This window comes from Nocardia sp. NBC_01327, assembly GCF_035958815.1.
GTDB lineage: Bacteria > Actinomycetota > Actinomycetes > Mycobacteriales > Mycobacteriaceae > Nocardia.
Genome location: NZ_CP108383.1, coordinates 5,964,800 through 5,981,831, shown reverse-complemented (window position 1 = coordinate 5,981,831; position 17,032 = coordinate 5,964,800). Strand labels below are relative to the sequence as shown.

19 protein-coding genes are annotated in these 17,032 nt (G+C 66.8%); 10 read left to right on the top strand and 9 right to left on the bottom strand.

Annotated features, from left to right (window positions below):
- The first annotated feature begins 76 nt into the window (after window positions 1-76).
- On the top strand, window positions 77-541 hold the full coding sequence (locus tag OG326_RS27655) for a PaaI family thioesterase (protein WP_327140046.1): 465 nt from the start codon (window positions 77-79) through the stop codon (window positions 539-541).
- An 83-nt stretch (window positions 542-624) separates the two neighbouring features.
- Here the strand turns inward: OG326_RS27655 and OG326_RS27650 are convergent, their stop codons facing one another.
- The 6 genes from OG326_RS27650 to OG326_RS27625 are packed head-to-tail and all read right to left on the bottom strand — an operon-like array spanning window position 625 to window position 5,616.
- Window positions 625-1,467: an acyl-ACP desaturase gene (locus OG326_RS27650; protein WP_327140045.1), complete on the bottom strand. Its 843-nt coding sequence runs from the start codon at window positions 1,465-1,467 to the stop codon at window positions 625-627.
- Window positions 1,468-1,482: 15 nt separating this feature from the next.
- Window positions 1,483-2,331 carry an SAM-dependent methyltransferase gene (locus OG326_RS27645; RefSeq protein WP_327140044.1) on the bottom strand — a complete coding sequence of 283 codons (849 nt, stop codon included), beginning with the start codon at window positions 2,329-2,331 and terminating at the stop codon, window positions 1,483-1,485.
- Complete coding sequence (locus tag OG326_RS27640; RefSeq protein WP_327140043.1) at window positions 2,331-2,582, bottom strand: acyl carrier protein; 252 nt, start codon at window positions 2,580-2,582, stop codon at window positions 2,331-2,333. The genes OG326_RS27645 and OG326_RS27640 overlap by 1 nt, the downstream gene beginning before the upstream one ends.
- Window positions 2,579-3,130 carry a PaaI family thioesterase gene (locus OG326_RS27635; protein WP_327140042.1) on the bottom strand — a complete coding sequence of 184 codons (552 nt, stop codon included), beginning with the start codon at window positions 3,128-3,130 and terminating at the stop codon, window positions 2,579-2,581. The genes OG326_RS27640 and OG326_RS27635 overlap by 4 nt, the downstream gene beginning before the upstream one ends.
- Before the next feature lie 2 nt (window positions 3,131-3,132).
- Window positions 3,133-3,954 carry a ferritin-like domain-containing protein gene (locus OG326_RS27630; RefSeq protein ID WP_327140041.1) on the bottom strand — a complete coding sequence of 274 codons (822 nt, stop codon included), beginning with the start codon at window positions 3,952-3,954 and terminating at the stop codon, window positions 3,133-3,135.
- Between the two features lie 6 nt (window positions 3,955-3,960).
- Entirely contained in the window at window positions 3,961-5,616 is a 1,656-nt protein-coding gene (locus OG326_RS27625; protein ID WP_327140040.1) for a fatty acyl-AMP ligase, read from the bottom strand.
- Between the two features lie 226 nt (window positions 5,617-5,842).
- Between OG326_RS27625 and OG326_RS27620 the strand changes: the two genes are divergently transcribed.
- From OG326_RS27620 to OG326_RS27585, 8 genes are all read left to right on the top strand, one after another.
- Window positions 5,843-7,096, top strand: a complete 1,254-nt coding sequence (locus OG326_RS27620) for a cytochrome P450 (RefSeq protein ID WP_327140039.1) — start codon at window positions 5,843-5,845, stop codon at window positions 7,094-7,096.
- Window positions 7,093-8,307 carry a cytochrome P450 gene (locus OG326_RS27615; protein WP_327140038.1) on the top strand — a complete coding sequence of 405 codons (1,215 nt, stop codon included), beginning with the start codon at window positions 7,093-7,095 and terminating at the stop codon, window positions 8,305-8,307. Before OG326_RS27620 ends, OG326_RS27615 begins: the two co-directional genes overlap by 4 nt.
- On the top strand, window positions 8,304-9,632 hold the full coding sequence (locus OG326_RS27610) for an FAD-dependent oxidoreductase (RefSeq protein ID WP_327140037.1): 1,329 nt from the start codon (window positions 8,304-8,306) through the stop codon (window positions 9,630-9,632). Before OG326_RS27615 ends, OG326_RS27610 begins: the two co-directional genes overlap by 4 nt.
- A gap of 72 nt (window positions 9,633-9,704) precedes the next feature.
- Entirely contained in the window at window positions 9,705-10,973 is a 1,269-nt protein-coding gene (locus tag OG326_RS27605) for a cytochrome P450 (RefSeq protein ID WP_327140036.1), read from the top strand.
- A 61-nt stretch (window positions 10,974-11,034) separates the two neighbouring features.
- A complete protein-coding gene (locus OG326_RS27600) occupies window positions 11,035-11,460 on the top strand; it encodes a hypothetical protein (protein WP_327140035.1) in 426 nt (141 codons plus the stop codon).
- An 11-nt stretch (window positions 11,461-11,471) separates the two neighbouring features.
- A complete protein-coding gene (locus OG326_RS27595) occupies window positions 11,472-11,678 on the top strand; it encodes a helix-turn-helix transcriptional regulator (RefSeq protein WP_327140034.1) in 207 nt (68 codons plus the stop codon).
- The gene (locus tag OG326_RS27590; RefSeq protein ID WP_327140033.1) at window positions 11,678-12,646 is read left to right on the top strand and encodes an NAD(P)-dependent alcohol dehydrogenase; all 969 of its coding nucleotides are present in this window, start codon (window positions 11,678-11,680) and stop codon (window positions 12,644-12,646) included. Before OG326_RS27595 ends, OG326_RS27590 begins: the two co-directional genes overlap by 1 nt.
- 171 nt (window positions 12,647-12,817) lie before the next feature.
- Window positions 12,818-12,952, top strand: a complete 135-nt coding sequence (locus OG326_RS27585; RefSeq protein ID WP_327140032.1) for a hypothetical protein — start codon at window positions 12,818-12,820, stop codon at window positions 12,950-12,952.
- A gap of 182 nt (window positions 12,953-13,134) precedes the next feature.
- Here the strand turns inward: OG326_RS27585 and OG326_RS27580 are convergent, their stop codons facing one another.
- Window positions 13,135-14,169: a Rieske 2Fe-2S domain-containing protein gene (locus tag OG326_RS27580; RefSeq protein ID WP_327140031.1), complete on the bottom strand. Its 1,035-nt coding sequence runs from the start codon at window positions 14,167-14,169 to the stop codon at window positions 13,135-13,137.
- 100 nt (window positions 14,170-14,269) lie between these two features.
- Between OG326_RS27580 and OG326_RS27575 the strand changes: the two genes are divergently transcribed.
- Complete coding sequence (locus OG326_RS27575; protein WP_327140030.1) at window positions 14,270-14,878, top strand: helix-turn-helix domain-containing protein; 609 nt, start codon at window positions 14,270-14,272, stop codon at window positions 14,876-14,878.
- Here OG326_RS27575 and add read toward each other — a convergent pair.
- The gene (gene add, locus OG326_RS27570; protein ID WP_327140029.1) at window positions 14,850-15,944 is read right to left on the bottom strand and encodes an adenosine deaminase; all 1,095 of its coding nucleotides are present in this window, start codon (window positions 15,942-15,944) and stop codon (window positions 14,850-14,852) included. The two genes, OG326_RS27575 and add, sit on opposite strands and share 29 nt — an antisense overlap.
- A complete protein-coding gene (locus OG326_RS27565; RefSeq protein WP_327146603.1) occupies window positions 15,941-17,032 on the bottom strand; it encodes an isopenicillin N synthase family dioxygenase in 1,092 nt (363 codons plus the stop codon). The genes add and OG326_RS27565 overlap by 4 nt, the downstream gene beginning before the upstream one ends.

The following is a 17,032-nucleotide window of genomic DNA, read 5'->3' as shown; positions in this document are numbered from 1 at the left end:
GAATGGGTTGCCGGCAGACGGAATTCACCGCCGACTGCTCGAATGAAGGGAATCGTTCGGCAGGAAGGAAGAATTCATGACCAGCATCGACAATCACGTCGAGGACAAGGTCGCCAAGCGGGTCGGTGAACTCACCGAGGTATTCCAGCGCGGGCTCGACGAGAAGCTCGGCGTCGGCGCCTCGCTGGGGATCCGATTGGAAAGCGCGGGCGCGGGCTGCACCCGCTACTACCTGGACCCGAATGTGGCGACCATCAATGCCATGTTCACCGTGCACGGCGGTGTGATCGCGACCCTCATGGATACCGCCATGGGCAGCGCCGTATTCACGAAACTCGATGACGGCGTTGCCTATACGACGCTGGAACTGAAGGTGAACTTCATTCGGGGCGTGACCCTGGACGGCTCCCGGCTCACCTGTGACGCCACGGCCGTCCACGTCGGCCGCCGCACCGCCACCGCGGAAGGCCGGATCACCGACGCCGCGGGCAAGCTGATCGCGCACGGCTCGACCACGATCCTGATTCTCCGCGCGGACTAGCAATCCACGAGAAAGGCCCTGCCCCCGGGGAAGTCGGGAGCAGGGCCCTTTTTCTGTGACCGCCTCACTCAGTGCGCAGCTGCTCAGCCCAGCGTGCGGCACTGCGCGACGAAGTCGGCCAGTTCGTCCACCCGGTCGGTGCGCGCATCCACCGCCCGGTCGATCACCTTGATCAGATGGTCGTATGCCGCGGTGTGGTCGTAGTCCGCGACATCGGCAATGCGCAGAGCCCATCGCCAGTAGCCGCGCAGCGTATCGGCAAGGGGCATACGGAATCCCGCGATTACCTCGCGAATCGGCTCCACGGCGTCATCGCCCTGCGCCCGCAGATACCGGGTCACCACATCGGCCATGAAGCTGAAGTGCCGCGCCTCGTCCCGCGAGAGCCGGGTGAGCACCGCCCCGAGCACCGGATCGTCCACCACATCCCGCAGCTGGTGGTAGTACATCTGAGTTGCCTTCTCCTGCACCAGCGCATAGGCGAAGTACTGCACCGGATGGGTGTACGGCAGCTCGAAGGACTTCTGCCCCTCCACCGCCAGCTCACCGCGCAGTGCGCTGCGATCGGCCATACCGGAGGCTTCCTGATATCGCGCCAGCGCCCGCGAGTGCGTGTCCTCCTCGAGCGCCCAGCGCACGGTGAAGTGGTGCAGCTCCCGATTGTGAATGAAGGTCGGCAGGTCCACCGTGTCGTCCACCGGGAAACTGCGCTGGTACACATCGAAATACCCGGGCAGATGATCCTCGATGAGGGTGACGAACTGCACCGCCGACCGCTGTCCCTCCGACAGCCGGCCGGCATCGGCGGTGGCCCAGTCGAAGGCCGTCTCCACATCCCAGGCGCGCGCGGCGGGGGAGGCCGCCAGAAAGCTGTCGACTGCCACCACCAGATCCTCCACCGGCAGCAGTGCGGATTCGATCGTCATGACTGCTCCTGACAGCTATCGGGCCTTGCGGCAGACCAGCGCGTAATGCTTTGTGGTGTAACCCCATCCGGCATTGGCGACCTCCAGGTAGTGCCGCAGCTTCGCGGCCAGGCCCGGCTGATGGGCATCGATGCGCTCGGCGGCGATATCCACATTGTCGATCCAGTGGTCGATGGTGCGGCGGTAGTCATTGGTGAGATCGTCGACCGAGGCGATGGAGAACCCGGCATCCTCGGCGGCCGTGATCAGATCCGACAGCGGCCGCAGATCACCCCAGCCGAAGATGTCCGAGCGCACGAACTCGGTCCCCGCGCGTTCGTCGAAAGCCCTGCGGGCGGCCGCATTCCGGAAGCAGCTCTCCGAGACGTAGAGGCTGCCGCCGCGCCGCAGCACCGCGCGCGCCCGCCGGAACACCTCGTCCAGATCGGGCATGTGCACGATGGATCCGAGCATGGTGACCGCGTCCACGCTGGCATCGGGCAGGGTGAGCTGCTCGAAATGCCCTACGCGAGTGCGCACCTGGTTGGTGACGCCCCGCGCGGCCGCCTGCTCGGCAATGTATTCGTGCTGCCGCGGGGCCGGGCTGATGCCGAGCGTATCGCAGCCGTACTCCTGCGCCATGAACAGAATGAGCGATCCCCAGCCGCAGCCGATATCCAGGAGCTCTTCACCGCCATTGAGGCCCAGTCGCCTGGCCACGAACCGCAGCTTATTGCGCTGCGCCAATTCCAGTGAGTCACTGTCATTTTCGTACAGCGCCGAACTGTATTTGCGCAGCGGATCCAGGAACTGCCCGAAAATGTCGGGATCGAGATCGTAGTGCTGATTGGTATCGGCGGTGACGGTCACCTCGGGCGCGGACATCAGGCGGCCGTCCGCACAAGCTTGTCCACCACGGCCGTCACCTCGGACAGCGTGGAGGTGCCGAACACATCCTTGTCCTCGAGCTCGATGTCATAGGTGCGCTCGATGCGCGCGATCATGCGCAGCACCCGCACCGAATCCACACCCGCCATGGCGCGCAGATCGGCGTCGGGCGCCAGCACGGTCTCGGGCAGACCGGTTTCGGCCGCGGCGATTTCGGTGACGGTACGCAGGATGTCGTCGGTGGTCATGGCTGAACTCCATTCGATGGCACGGCATCGGCCGTGGTCAGGGCGTGCGAGAGCAGTGCGACTTCGTCGTCGTCGAGGGAGAGCTGATGGCGGACGTCCGCCAGCACGAACGGCTGGTAGGTCGCGCTGGAGGAGGCGCAGAGATCGCCGTCGGCGTCCAGGATGTCGGCGGACGCGCGGATCGGGGCCTCGGCGCTGTTGTCGGAGAGTGTTGCGATACAGCGGTATTCGCGGTCGATCAGCAGCGGGGTCAGGAATCGCGTGCGCTGCGAGATGGTGAAGGCGGGCACATGCCGGACCAGCACGATGAGATTGCCCATCACCTCATCGCAGATCACGCCGGTGAGCCCGCCGTGCACCACCCCGGGATAGGACTCGAAGGACCGGTTCAGGCGGAACCGGGCCTGCAGGCCGTCCGGGTGCGGGGTGAAGGTCAGCCGCAATCCGGACGGATTGTGCGGGGAGCAGCCGAAGCAGTGATAGTCCGGAATCACCGACCAGGGCACCGCGACGGCGGGCGGATCGGCCGGATGGGCGCAATGCTCCACCGCTAGGCGATCGCGTCGGCCAGCGCGCGGCGCACCTTGGCATTGCTGGACAGATCGAGCCCGGTGAGCGTCGCGAAGGTGCGGCGCACCTTGTCGTGCAGCACCTCCAGCTCACCCTCGGCCGCCACCTGCTCCAGGAACAGATCGAAACCGGTGTCGATGGTCTCGTGATCGCCGAGTTCGGTCAGGCCGGCCTTGAAGGTGCTGACCGGATGCTTGATCTTGGCCTCGGAGCTGTACACGTACAGCGTCTCGAGCACCGAGGGCAGCTCCTCCGGACGACGCCGCAGCCGCTCGGTGGCGTAGTGGATGAATTCGCGCGCATGCCCGGCCTCATCGCGACTTGCATTGAGCAGCAGGGCTTTCAGGATCGGCTCCTCCACCCACGCCGACACCGCGCGGTAGATGTGATTCACCGTGAGCTCGGAAATGATATTCGTGGCCAGCGTGGCCGACGGCGTGCTGCCGGGCGCGTACGGCTCGCGCATCGCATCCACGGCCTTGTCCTGCACGTCCTCACCGATCGCGCGCAGCCAGGTGCGGAAAGCGTAGTGGTGCTGAACTTCCTGATAACCCCACACCACCGCGAAGGTGGAGAAGTCGTAGTCGTCCACGAACTCCGCGAGGAATCCGTGCACCGCCGCAATGACATTGGATTCGCCCATGGCCGAACTCTTGGCCAGGGTGATGTACTCCGGCCGCACCAGGGTGGGGTCGACGGCATCGAAGTTGAGGTCGGTCAACTTCCAGTGCAGGCGCTCGTAGTGGCGGAAGACGTCATAACTGTGCACGGGAGACTCCAGTTCGTGAGAGGCGAAAACCACTGGGCTTCAGCGTTGCTGGGCGATGAGTTCACGGGCGGCGAGCCGCTGCAGCTTGCCGCTGCTGGTACGGGGAATGCTGCGCGGCGGCACGAGGTACACCGCCACGGCGGCCAGTCCGAGTTCGGCCGCGACCCGGTCCCGAATGGCGCGGTCCAGGGCCTCGGCATCGGGGCCGGTGAGTTCGGATTCGGCGATCAGGGCGATGACGTCCGCGCCGTCCGGATCGATGGCCGCTGTGCAGCGGCCCTTGTAGATTCCGTCCAGGTCGCAGACGACGGCCTCCACATCCTGGGCGTAGTGATTGACCCCGCGCACGGTGATCATGTCCTTGCAACGACCGGTGACGAAAAGTTCACCGTCGCAGAGGTATCCGAGATCGCCGGTGCGCAGCCAGCCGTCGATGAACCGATCCGCGACCGCCGCCGGATCGACCGCCAGATAGCCGTCGGTGACCGAGGCGCCCTGGATCAGGATCTCGCCCACGTGCCGGTCCGGCAGCTGCGCCGCGGTCTCGATATCGACGATGCGCAGGGACAGGCCCTCCACCGCCGAACCCACTCCGGCCACCGCTCTCGCACCGGGGCGAGTGGCGGAAACCGGTTGCGCGAGACTGTCATCCGCGAGCGTGGCGCGATCGACCCATTCGAAGACCGTCTCGCGCCCCAGCGGCGGGAAGGCGACCGCCAGGGTGGCCTCCGCCATCCCGTACACCCCGAACATGGTGCTCGGCGCGAACCCCGCGGGCGCGAAACGCTCGCAGAACCGCGTCACCACATCGTGCGAAATCGGTTCCGCCCCATTGAAAGCGATGCGCCAGTGCGACAGATCGTATTCGGCCACCCGCTCCGGGGGCACCGCGGCGAGCAGCGCCTCGTAGCCGAAGTTCGGCATGGCGGTGATAGTGGTTCCGCTGGCGGCGAATTCGCGCAACCAGCGCGCCGGATCCTTGACGAAGGCCAGCGGCGACCAGACGTGCGCCGGAATCCCGCGCAGGATCGCCGACAGCGTGCCGAACAGGCCCATATCGTGGAACAGCGGCAGCCAGAACCCGCCCTGATCATCGAGATCGAGGGCAATGCCCGTGCGGATGGCGGCCAGCCCGCTGGTCACCTGGCGGTGGGTGAGCTGGACGCCCTTGGGTGCGGCGGTGCTGCCGGAGGTGAACTGCACGACGGCGAGATCGTCCGGTCCGGGGGTGGGCAGCGCCGGGGCATCCCCATCATCCGGTCCGGAAAGGGTTGCGGTGTCGACGAATTCGACATTCACCCCCGCGAGCAGCGGCACCAGTTCGGCGAATGCCGGTGAGACCAGCACGGTGCGCATCCCCGCCGCAGCCGTGATGGCGGCCAGCTGCTCCGGATATCCGGCGGCCCGGCGGATCCCCGCGGGCAGCGGCAGCGGAGTCGCCGCACCACCGGCGGCGGCAATGGCGAAGAAGCTCACGATGAACTCCGGGGCGTTCGGGCACAGGATGCCGACCGGCTCGCCGCGCCGCACCCCGCGCTCGATCAGCACCGCCGCCGCACTGCCGGCCGCCCGGTGCAGTTCGGCGTACTCGATGCTCTCGGCCGTGGACCAGAAGGTTGCCGCTACCCGGGGATGCGCTGCCGCAATACCGGCGAGCATCCCCGGCAAGGTGCCCGAAGAATCCGAGGAATTCATGGGGCAACCACAACAGCGAATTGTGTCCAGCCGCTGAACGCATTGTGAAACCCGCGCTGTGATAAGCAGGCTCGATCAACCAATTACGTTGCACGATAAAGGGACACGGTGATCGCGCGATAGCTTCCGGCGATAGCCGGGTAACCGCACCCGGCCGGGCGGCGAATATGAACGGCGGAATTGTTCGAGTATCCGATATCGCAGTGATTTCTTTCAGGAGTTGCCGGTGAGTTCCGACCAGGCCACCGCTCCGGCAGTGGTAATTCCAGACGTGACCCCGGTACAGCTGGCGGTGGTCGAGAGCGTCGCACCGCACCTACGGCACAACCCCTACGACAGTTACGAGACACTGCGCACCGCCGGGCCGTTCGTCCCCGGACCGCACGACACCCACCTGGTGCCCAGACATGCCGAGGCACAGGCCATTCTGCTGGATCCGCGCTGGAGCCACGCCGAGGAACCGGAACTGCTGCACGGCGACAGCGAGGTCGAACTGCCCGGCTCGTTCCTGTGGATGGAGCCGCCGGACCACACGCGGCTGCGCGGACTGGTCGGCAAGGCGTTCACCGCGCGCACCATCACCGGATTGCAGGCGCGCGCCGAACAGCTGGTCGAGGAACTCCTGACCCGAATGCTCGCCGCCGGTGAGGTGGATCTGCTGGAGGCGCTGGCATATCCGGTGCCGCTCACGCTCATCTGTGAATTGCTCGGCGTACCGGTCGAAGCCCACGAGCAGGTGCGGTTCATGTCGGCCGGAATTGCGCGCGGCCTGGACCCCGATGTGCTGCTGTCCGCGGAAGAACTGGCGGCGCGTACCGCGGCCGTGCACGAATTCACCGAATTCTTCGGCGATCTGGTGGAGCAGCGCCGCCGGACGCCGCGCCCGGATCTCATCACCGCGCTGGTGCAGGCCGAGGACGCCGGGGTGCGGCTGACCCACACCGAACTGATCGGCACCCTGCTCATCCTGGTGGTCGCGGGGCACGAGACCTCGGTCAACCTGATCGGCAACGGCGTGCTCGCCCTCATTCGTCATCCCGGCGAATTCCAGCGGCTGCGTCAGGATCCGGACCTGGCCGCGCCGGCGGTGGACGAGGTGCTGCGCTACGACGCGCCCGTGCATCTCACCACCCGCACCGCACGCGCCGAAATCATGGTCGGCGGAAGGGCATTCGCGCCCGGCGATGCCGTCATCGTGCTGCTCGGCTCCGCCAATCGTGATCCGGCGGCCTTCCCCGAACCCGCCCGCTTCGATATCCGCCGGTACCGGCCGGGCCGCCGCGCCGAACGGCACCTGTCCTTCGGTCTCGGACTGCACTACTGCCTGGGCGCACCGCTGGCCCGCCTGGAAATGCGCGAGGTATTGCACGCCCTCGCCCTGCGCGTGGAGAACCTGACCCTGCTCGAGGAACCGCCGTACCGGCCGAATGTGGTCGTGCGCGGCATGTCCGAACTTCTTGTCCGTGTGGAGGGCCGATGAGCACTGCCGAAATCACGTTCGACGCTTTCGAATCGAGTGAGCGCGCCGATCCCTATCCCGCCTACCGCCGCGTGCGCGATGCGGCCGCACTGTTCCCCTACGCCTTCGACGAGGTGCCGGTCACCCTGGTGACACGGTACGAGGAATGCTCGGCCGTACTCACCGGCGCGGACTGGGGCCACGGATATGCCGCGGGCATCAGCCCTTTCCGCGATACCACCGCCGCCATTCCCGGCTCCTTCGTCCGTATGGACCCGCCCGAACACGCCCGCTATCGCAAGCTCGTGGCCAAGGCGTTCACCCCGCGCATGGTCGGCGAACTGGCGCCCGTCGCCGGACAGGTGGTGAACGAGCTGGTGGATGCCGCGGTGCGGCGCGGTGAACTCGACATCCTGGCCGATCTGGCCATCCCGCTCGCGGTCGCCATGATCCCGGTGCGGCTGCTCGGCGCCGATCCCGCCGACGGTGCGCGATTCCGGGAGTGGCAGTTGGCGATTGCCCGCGGCAGTGATCCGGACGCGCTCCTGGGCGAGGCCGATGTGACCGCGCGCGGTGCGGCGGCCGTGGCCTGCATGGGCTACTTCGCCGAGCTGATCGCCCGCAGGAAGCACAGTCCGACACCGGATCTGCTCAGTGAACTGGTGGCCGCCAGCGTGGACGGCGACATGCTCACCGAAGCCGAGGTGATCGGCATATCGCTGCTGCTGCTCGTGGCGGGTATGGAGACCTCGATCAACCTCATCGGCAATGGGATGCTGGCGCTGCTGCGGCATCCCGAGCAGATGCGGTTGCTGCGCGAACGGCCCGAGCTGATCGGCTCGGCGCTGGACGAGATGCTGCGTTATGACGCGCCCACCCAGTTCACCATCCGGGTGGCGCTGGCCGACACCGTGGTCGGCGGACGTGAGTTCAAGCGCGGTGACGGCGTGGTGGTACTGACCGCCTCCGCGAGCCGGGACGATCGGGTCTTCCCCGACGCCGATACCTTCGATATCACCCGCTATGCCGGAACCCGCCCCGCCCGTAAGCATCTCGGCTTCAGCCTCGGCATCCACTACTGCGTGGGCGCGCCGCTGGCGCGGATCGAAGCCGAGGCCGCTGTGCTCGCACTGCTGGATCGGGCGCCGGAACTGCGCCTGGCCTCCGACGCCATCGAATATCGCCCCAGCCTCATTCACCGGGGCGTCACGGCATTGCCGGTGACATTGTGACCACCGGACGGCACGCGGTTGTCCTCGGCGCGGGTATCGCCGGTCTGCTGGCGGCGCGGGTGCTGTCGGAAGAGTATGCGCGCGTGACGATTCTGGAGCGCGATCGCTCCGAGGGCGTGCAGGTGCGCCGGGGCGTACCGCAGGGCCGCCATCTGCACGGGCTGCTGGACAGCGGCCGCGCCGTCTTCGAAGAGCTGTATCCGGGATGTACGGCGGAACTGGTGCGGCGTGGTGCGACCGCTGCCGAGGTGCTGGTCCAGACGCGCTGGTATGTGGGCGGTGCGCGGCTCACGCCCACCTCGACCGGACTGACCTCGGTGATCGCGAGTCGCCCGCTGCTGGAGGCCGTGCTGCGCCAGCGCACCTGTCAGATTCCGAATGTGCGCTTGCGCGAGGGCATTACGGTGCGTGGCCTGCTCGGCAATGCCGATGCCGTGACCGGGGTGGCCACTGTCGCCGACGGTCGCGCCGAGGACATCAGCGCCGAACTGGTCGTGGATGCGACCGGTCGCGGATCGCGAATCGACGAGTGGCTCACCGATATCGGCGCGGCGCTGCCCGATTCGGAACGGCTCGATGTGGATCTCGGCTACGCCTCCCGGATGTACCGGCACCGGCCCGGGCAACTGGGCGGGCACTCCTCGGTCATCGTCTCGACGGGAACGAACGGGCGCGGCGGCGGGGCGGTGCGCATCGAAGGTGACCGCTGGCTGGTCACCCTCGCGGGCATGCTCGGTGACCATCCACCGGCCGATCCCGCCGAGTTTCCGCACTACGCCGCCACCCTCGCGGCCCCGGATATCCACGACATCGTCATGGAGTCCGAACCGCTCGACGATCCGGTGCCCTACCGGTTCCGGGCATCGGTGCGCCGGCATTTCGACCGTATGACCGCCGTGCCCGCGGGCCTGCTGGTCGTCGGTGATGCGCAGTGCGCCTTCAATCCGCTCTACGCGCAGGGTATGACGGTGGCCGCCCTGCAGGCCGCCGCACTGCGCGAATGCCTGGACGGCCCACCCGACACCCTGTCCGCGCGGTTCTACGCCGCGGCCGCCGAGCCCGTGGCCGCGGCCTGGCGGCTGGCCGCCTCCTCCGATCTGAGCCATCCCGGTGTGATCGGACCGCGCTCGCTGCGGACCCGGCTCACCAATGTCTATGTGGCCCAGGTGCAACGAGCCGCCCACCACGATGCGGTGGTGGCGCGGACCTTCATGCGCGTCGCCCATCTGGTCGAACCGCCCGCCGCACTGGCACATCCGGTCACAGCAGGCCGGATCATCCTGCGCGGCAGCGGGTTCGCCCAGGTCAAATCCACACCGAGCTGAACCACCTATGTCCAGTCGAACGTCATCGCCGCCGTCGACCGTCATCGCGCTGTCGAATTCAGGAGGATACGCATGGCCGCACCAGACGTGAACACCGTTGCCGCCGACCAAGATCCCGCCATTCTCACGGCAATGGCACAGCTCTTCGGACCCGATGGCCGGGCCGATCCCTACACTCCGGCGCGCGTGCTGCGCGAGGCCGGGCCCATCCATATGACCCCGATCGGCCACCACGTCCTCACCCGGTACGAGGACTGCGCCGCGGTGCTGTCCACCACCGCGTGGAGCCATGCCGAAGAGGCCGGGATGATGCACCCGACCGTCACGCCGGAGAGTGCCGCCGACGAACTGCCCACCTCCTTCCTGTGGATGGAGCCGCCGGACCACACCCGCCTGCGCAATCTGGTCACCAAGGGCTTCACCCCGCGCATGGTGACGCGGCTGCGCCCGCGCATCGAGGAACTCACCGAACAGCTCGTCGACAAGGCCCTGGAGGCCGGGGAATTCGATCTGATCGAGTTCATCGCCTACCCGCTGCCGCTCATCATCGCCTGCGAGCTCATCGGCGTCCCGCGTGAGGCGTACCAGCAGGTGCACCAGTGGTCGCAGGACCTGGCGCGCGGTTTCGACCACGACTACACGCTTCCGGAGGAATCCCTGAAGGCGCGCAGTGCGGCGTCGCGTGGATTCATGAACTACTTCCGCGAACTGCTGAACGAGCGCCGGGTCAACCCGACCGACGATCTGCTCAGCGTGCTGTCCCAGGTCGAGGACCGCGGGGATGTGCTGACCGAGCAGGAACTGCTGGCCACCTGCATCACCACCTTCGTCGCCGGGCACGAGACCACCGCGAATCTGGTCGGCACCGGCATGCTGCGCCTGCTGCGGGAACCCGGTCAGGTCGAACTGCTGCGCGCGCGGCCCGAACTGGTGGCCGTCGCTCCCGACGAACTGCTGCGGCTGGAGCCGTCGGTGCAGATCACCACCCGCGCCGCGACCCGGCCCATCACCGTGGCGGGCCACGATTTCGAGAAGGGCGAAGGCGTTGTGGTGCTGATCAATTCGGCCAACCACGATGATGCCGCCTTCACGAATCCGGACCGCACCGATGTGACCCGCTACTCGGATCCGATGAATCCGGCCAAGAAGCATCTGGGCTTCAGCCTCGGCATCCACTACTGCCTCGGCGCGCCGCTGGCGCTGCTCGAGATGGAGGTGCTGCTGGAGGTGCTGCTGCGCAAAGTCGGTGCGATGGAACTGCTTTCGGAGAATCCGCCGTTCAAGCCGAATGTCGTCATCCGGGGGCTGGAATCGCTGCAGGTCGGATTCAAGCCTGCCTGAGCCGGATCGGGCCATGTAAAAAATTGTTTACATGGTGTCTGAAGTTCTTTACACTGAGCGCATGCCGTTCGAGGAGAAGCGCACCTGGATACTGGGTGTGGCCGCGGTCGTCTCGTACACGATCTACCTGGTCGTGGTACTGATTCGGGCACGGCATGACGCATTGACGATGGTGGCCTACGTGTGGCCGCTGCTGTGGGCCGTAGCCGGCTCGATAGCGGCGTCCATCGTGGCCACCATTGTCGTTTCGCTGACCTCCCGGGACCGCGATCGCAAGGATCAGCGCGACCGCGAGATCGACCGGGCGGGCGCCCAGGTCGGCAATGCCTTCGTGGTGCTGGGCGCGGTGGCGGCCCTGCTGCTTGCCCTGGCCGACGGCGATCGGTTCTGGATTGCCAATGTCATCTACCTCGGCTTCACACTGTCCGCGGTGGTCGGCGCCGTCGCCAAGATCGTGGCCTACCGGCGGGGGCTGTGGCCGTGGTGAAACCGACCAGGGTGACCAATAACATTCGCGCCCTGCGCTTCTCGCGCGGTGAGATGACCCAGGCCGAACTGGCCGACCGCCTCGGCATTACGCGGCAGACGGTCATCGCCATCGAACAGGGCAAATATTCGCCGTCACTCGAGGTGGCGTTCCAGATCGCCAGGGTGTTTCGCGCATCGCTGGACGAGGTTTTCGAATACCCGGAAGAAGAATCCTGATGAAAGCCATTGTGCAACAGGCGTACGGCTCCACCGAGATGCTCTCCTACGCGGACGCGCCGATGCCGGTGGTCGGCCCGGACGGCGTCCTCATCCGGGTGCGGGCCGCGGGTGTGGACCCCGGCGTCTGGCACATGATGACCGGATTGCCGCTGGCCGGGCGGCTGGTGCTGGGACTGCGCAAGCCCAAGGTCGCCATTCGCGGCTGGGATGTGGCGGGCATCGTCGAGGGCGTCGGCGCGCAGGTGACCCGCTTCCGGCGCGGCGATGCGGTCTTCGGCACCACCGACGGTTCCTTCGCCGAATTCGCCTGCGCCCCAGAGCGGAAGCTTCAGCTCAAACCCCCGAATCTGAGTTTCGAGGAGGCGGCGGCACTGCCGGTATCCGGTACCACCGCGCTCACCGGACTGCGGGACGCCGGTGGTATCCGGGCCGGGCAGCGGGTGCTGATCATCGGTGCGGGTGGCGGTGTCGGGCATCTGGCGGTACAGCTGGCCAAGCACTTCGGTGCGGAGGTCACCGGCGTGTGCAGCGCCGCCAAGGCGGAGTTCGTCAGCGCGCTGGGCGCCGACCACATCATCGACTACACCGGTGAGAAGCTCAGTGGCAGTTACGATCTCATTCTCGATATGGCGGGCGGCCGATCGCTGACCGAACTGCGGGCGCTGCTCACCCCGGCCGGAACCCTGGTGCTCGGCGGCGGCGAAGGCGGCGGCCGCATCCTCGGCAGCACCGAGCGCTCGATCCGCGCGCTGTTCGTCACCCCCTTCGTGCGGCAGCGGCTGCGCGGCCTGCTCTCCCTGCCCAAGCCCGAATCCCTTTCTGTCCTAGCCGAACTCGCGACAGCGGGCGCCGTGCTTCCGAAGATTGACCGCACCTTCGCACTCCCCGATGCCGCCGCGGCGGTCGACTACCTGGTGACGGCGCACCCTCGTGGGAAGATCGCGCTCACCCTCGGCTCCGATTAGGCCGCGCGACACTCGGGAAATATGACTGTGAGATTTCTGAGAATCTGGCAGTGAATCAGCTACGAGTACGCCGACTTGCCGCAGATGACAGCGTATTGCCGCCACCCGCCTGCTTCGCTGTATCTCGACGCGGCCCACGGCCGTCTTCGAAATCACCGATAGGAGATGGACATGCAGAACTTCGCAACCAATCTCGGAACGATCGGGTATGACGTGCTGTCGATCGGACAGGGGATGGTGTCCCTGTTCGGCGATGTTGTCGGAATGGGCGGCACCGGCGGCGCAGGGCAGTACCCGCTGAGCTGAACCCGCACCCGTGCGGACTGTCGCCCGATTTCCCCATGGGCCGGTGCGGATGCTCTTCGTGCGCAGTGCATCCGCTGCTGCGGCCCAGGCCGACGAGCCGTCGGGGCCGACAGCTCCGCATACGGCGACCCCCTTCGCCCGCACACCGGTGGAGGGGGGCGTCGTCTCCGATGGAACTTCGGTCATCCGCGAATATGCTCCTGGTGTCGGTCGATATCTGTCGTGTGCGCCGATGTGAGGGCGCCGTCGGCGATATCGCGCAGCATGCGCCGATAGCGCACGCACCCTCGATCGCCCTTCGTGTGGACCTCCGCCGTCAGGTCGATCGGGATCTGCGGATCGGGCATGGATTCCAGAATCGCGAGATCCTCGAGACCGACGGCCCGCTGCGTGCGCGCCGCACGGTCGATCATCTCCCCGTCGTGGTGCAGGCCGCCGTAGGCCTGGACCATGTACCACGTTGTGCGGCCGGTGGTTTCGGGCTGGCAGAAGGACCAGATGTAGTCTGATCGCCCGTCGTCGTAGGTGATCTTCAGCTCGGCGCTGAACGGTGCGCGCACGATGTAGTCGTAGGTGACGTCGATCGGTGCGCCGGTCGACTCGTCGGCGAGCAACCCGGGCGTGCGCTGCCGAATCGTCCAGCCGTCCCGGCTCGCATGCAGATCCGATATGCCGCTCTCGTGGCCGGCGAAGGTCTCCGCATGCAGGAAGGGCAGATGGGTGACGTCCATGAAGTTATCGGTGATCAGCCCCGCGCCCACCGCGGTGGTGAACGGACCCGCCAGGAATGTGTCGAAATCACTGTCCAGGTACGGGGATTCGGAGAAGTCGCTGTCGATCGGATCGGGATCGGTGGTGAGCCATACCAATCCGAAGGCCAGCCGGACGCGGGCCGCGTCCGTGCGCGCGCGAGCCGGAATCGGGCCACCGGGGCCGACCGCCGGGATGTGCACGCAGCGGCCCGTGGCATCGAAGCGGTAGCCGTGGTACTTGCACTGCAGGGTGGCGCCGACGACGGTGCCCTCGCTCAGCGGTACCAGCCGGTGCGGGCAGCGATCTCGCAGTGCGATGAGCTCACCGTCGAGCCGCGCCAGCACCCAGGGCTCCCCGAGCAGCCACACCTGTAGCGGATTGGCGGCCGCGACGGCCTCCTGGGTGGCCACCGGATGCCAGAACCGCCGCAGTCCCGGATCAGTATTGGAAAACGTCGTAGTCATGATGCTCCGTAATCGGGTCGTGGATCGCGCGTGCGGCAGCGGCTTCGGTAGGGTGAAACATCGAATACCAGACAGCACAGCGAGTGGACAGGCTTCGCTTTTGACCAGGAATGCGGGTGCGGACCTCACCGATGACCGCTCGAATCTGAGCCGGGACGTCGGTGTCAATGTGCGGGCGCGGCGCACCGCGCTGGGTTTGTCCGTGGCCGAGCTCGCACGGCAATCCGGGGTGTCCGGGCCGTTCCTGAGCCAGCTCGAAACCGGACGCTGTTCCATCAGCATCCCCACGCTGTACCGAGTGGCCGAGGCCCTGAACACGACCCCGAACGAACTGCTGCCGCAGGCGCCGGGCAGCGTGCTCGTCACCCGCGCGGGGCACGGGCCGATGATCGAGGCCACCGAATCCGAACATCCGCAACGGCCCAGACTGCTCACTCGCCGGGGGCCGGGAGTCGCACTCGAGGCCTTCCACTACCGCATCGAGGCCGCCGAAGACGAGCAGCAGTGGTATCAGCATCGGGGCGAGGACTTCGTGCATGTCATCGCGGGTGCGATTCTCGTCGAATTCCAGGACGGCAGAACCGTGGAGCTGGCCACGGGCGATTCCCTGCATCATGACGGCGATGTCCCGCACCGCTGGAAACTGCTGGGGGAGGGTCCGGCGGAGGCTGTCATCGTGGTCACGATTCCACCGGGGGCGCAGCGGTAGCCGAAGCGGCGCTGCGGAATTCGGCGAGTTCGGCGACCAGACGCGAGCGCAACGCCGCTCGTTCACCGGCGGCGAGGAAGGTCGCATCGACCGCGTCGAGCACGCATTGTTCGGCATCGGCCACGGTCCAGCCGAGATGCGCTCCGGCGCGGACGTATTCGGTGCCGATATCGGTATGCAGCATCGGCGGATCATCCGAGCTGATCGAGACGCTCAGCCCCGACTCGATCATGTCCCCGATCCGGGACCGCGACACCTCGCCGCCGACATGGAACAGCGCGGTCTCCCAGCAGGTCGCGTAGTGAATACCCGCATCGATACTGCGACGCACCTCGGCGGGCGCATCGAGCACGGCATAACCGTGATCGATCCGTTCCACGCCGAGAACATCGATGCACGTGGTGATTTCGGCGTGATCGCCACGCTCGCCGGAGTGCGCGGTCCGATGCAGGCCGAGCCGCGCGGCAATCGCGAAGGCCTCCTGAAACGCTTCCGGCGGTCCGACGAGTTCATTGTGATCGAGACCGACGCCGACAATGTGATCACTCCGGTGAGCGGCGACCGTGCGCAGCAGATCGGCTGCCGCACCGGGTGAATGCTCACGGTTCACCGCGACGATCAATCGGCAGTCCACCCCGAAATCGGTGGCCGCGGCCGACAGACCGTCGGTGAGCCCGGCCAGCATGTCGCGATAGCTTAGGTCCGGGTGGTTTGTCGGGTTGAACGCCATCTCGCGGTAACGCAGATTACCGGCCTTCGAGGCCTCGGCCAGGCAGTCATAGGCGACCAGCGCGAAGTCCGCGGCACTCACCATCGACCGCGAGACCGCCTGATAGGTGATCAGGAACTCCTCCAGATCGGCGAACCGGTAGAGCGCGTCCGGATCATCGGACGGCAAGGTGATGTTGTTGCGCCGGGCCAGCTTTCGTGCCGTCTCGACGGGAACCGATCCCTCCAGATGGCAGTGCAATTCGATCTTGGGCATCCGGCGCAGATAGTCGGCGGGCGCGAGTTCCTGTGGGCCGAGGGGCTGTGTGGCAGGCAATTGTGGTGCGGTGAAAGTCATTTCGATACTCCCTGTGCGGCGAGGATACGGGCGGCCTCGCGGGTGGCGCCGGTATTGATCACTCCGCCGCGAGAACCGTTGAGTTTGGCGGTGATATGCGCGTCCACGGTGATCGGCGGGTACCCGGGCGAGTGCTGATCGAGGCAGGACGGGATGGTCGTGATGAGCGCATCACTGTTCCCGTCATGGAAGAACGCGGCCGAGCGCCGGCGCAGCACCTTGCCGTCCTGGACCGGTGGTTTGACCCGGTGCAGTGTGGAGAGCCAGCGGTCGCTGGTCCAGCGCGACATCAGATCGCCCAGATTGACCAGCAGCGCGCCCGGCGCGGGCTGCACATCGTGCCAGTGCTGATCGGCGCCGAGCACCTGCAGACCGGGAGCGGCATCGGCCCACAGCACGGTCACGATCCCGAAGTCGGTGTGCTCACCCATGCCGTTCAGATCGCCGTCGACGGTGATCTCGCCGGCGGGCAGCGCGTAGTTGTTCATGCGCAGCACGTCGATCGAGTGGTCGGTGTACTCGGTGAAGAAACCGGGCGCCACGCCGAGCGCATCGGCGAAGATTGTCGTCAGCGTCCGTGCGACCCGTGCGGCCTCGGCGTAGTAATCGGTTACCGCAGAACGGAATTCGCCGCTCTCGGTGGGCCACACATTGTCGGCATAATGTTCGGCGGGCAGGTGCGCCGCCGGGTAGTCGCCGGTCTCGGCGCCGATATTGAATGCCTCGAAGAAGTCGTTCATCCGGGATGCGGGCGTGATACCGGCGCTCAGGCTCAAGGCCTCACTGCGCGGGGGACTGTATCCGCGATTGCCCGTCGCCCGGGTGCGGTAGGCGAGTTTCGTGGTGGGCGGCAGTGCGAAGAACTCGTCGATCGACCGGGCGAGCCCGGCGATAACCTCCTCGGGGACACCGTGATTGGTGATCTGCAGGAAGCCGACGGTGCGCAGGGCGTGGTCGAGTTCACGGGCGACGATGCCCTGTTTCGACGGGTCGCCGAGCCCGGTGTACGGGCCGATATCGATGACGGGGACCTGGAATCGAGTGTGCTGGTCGTGTGGCTCACCGCTGACCCGGCGGCGTGCGAGCAG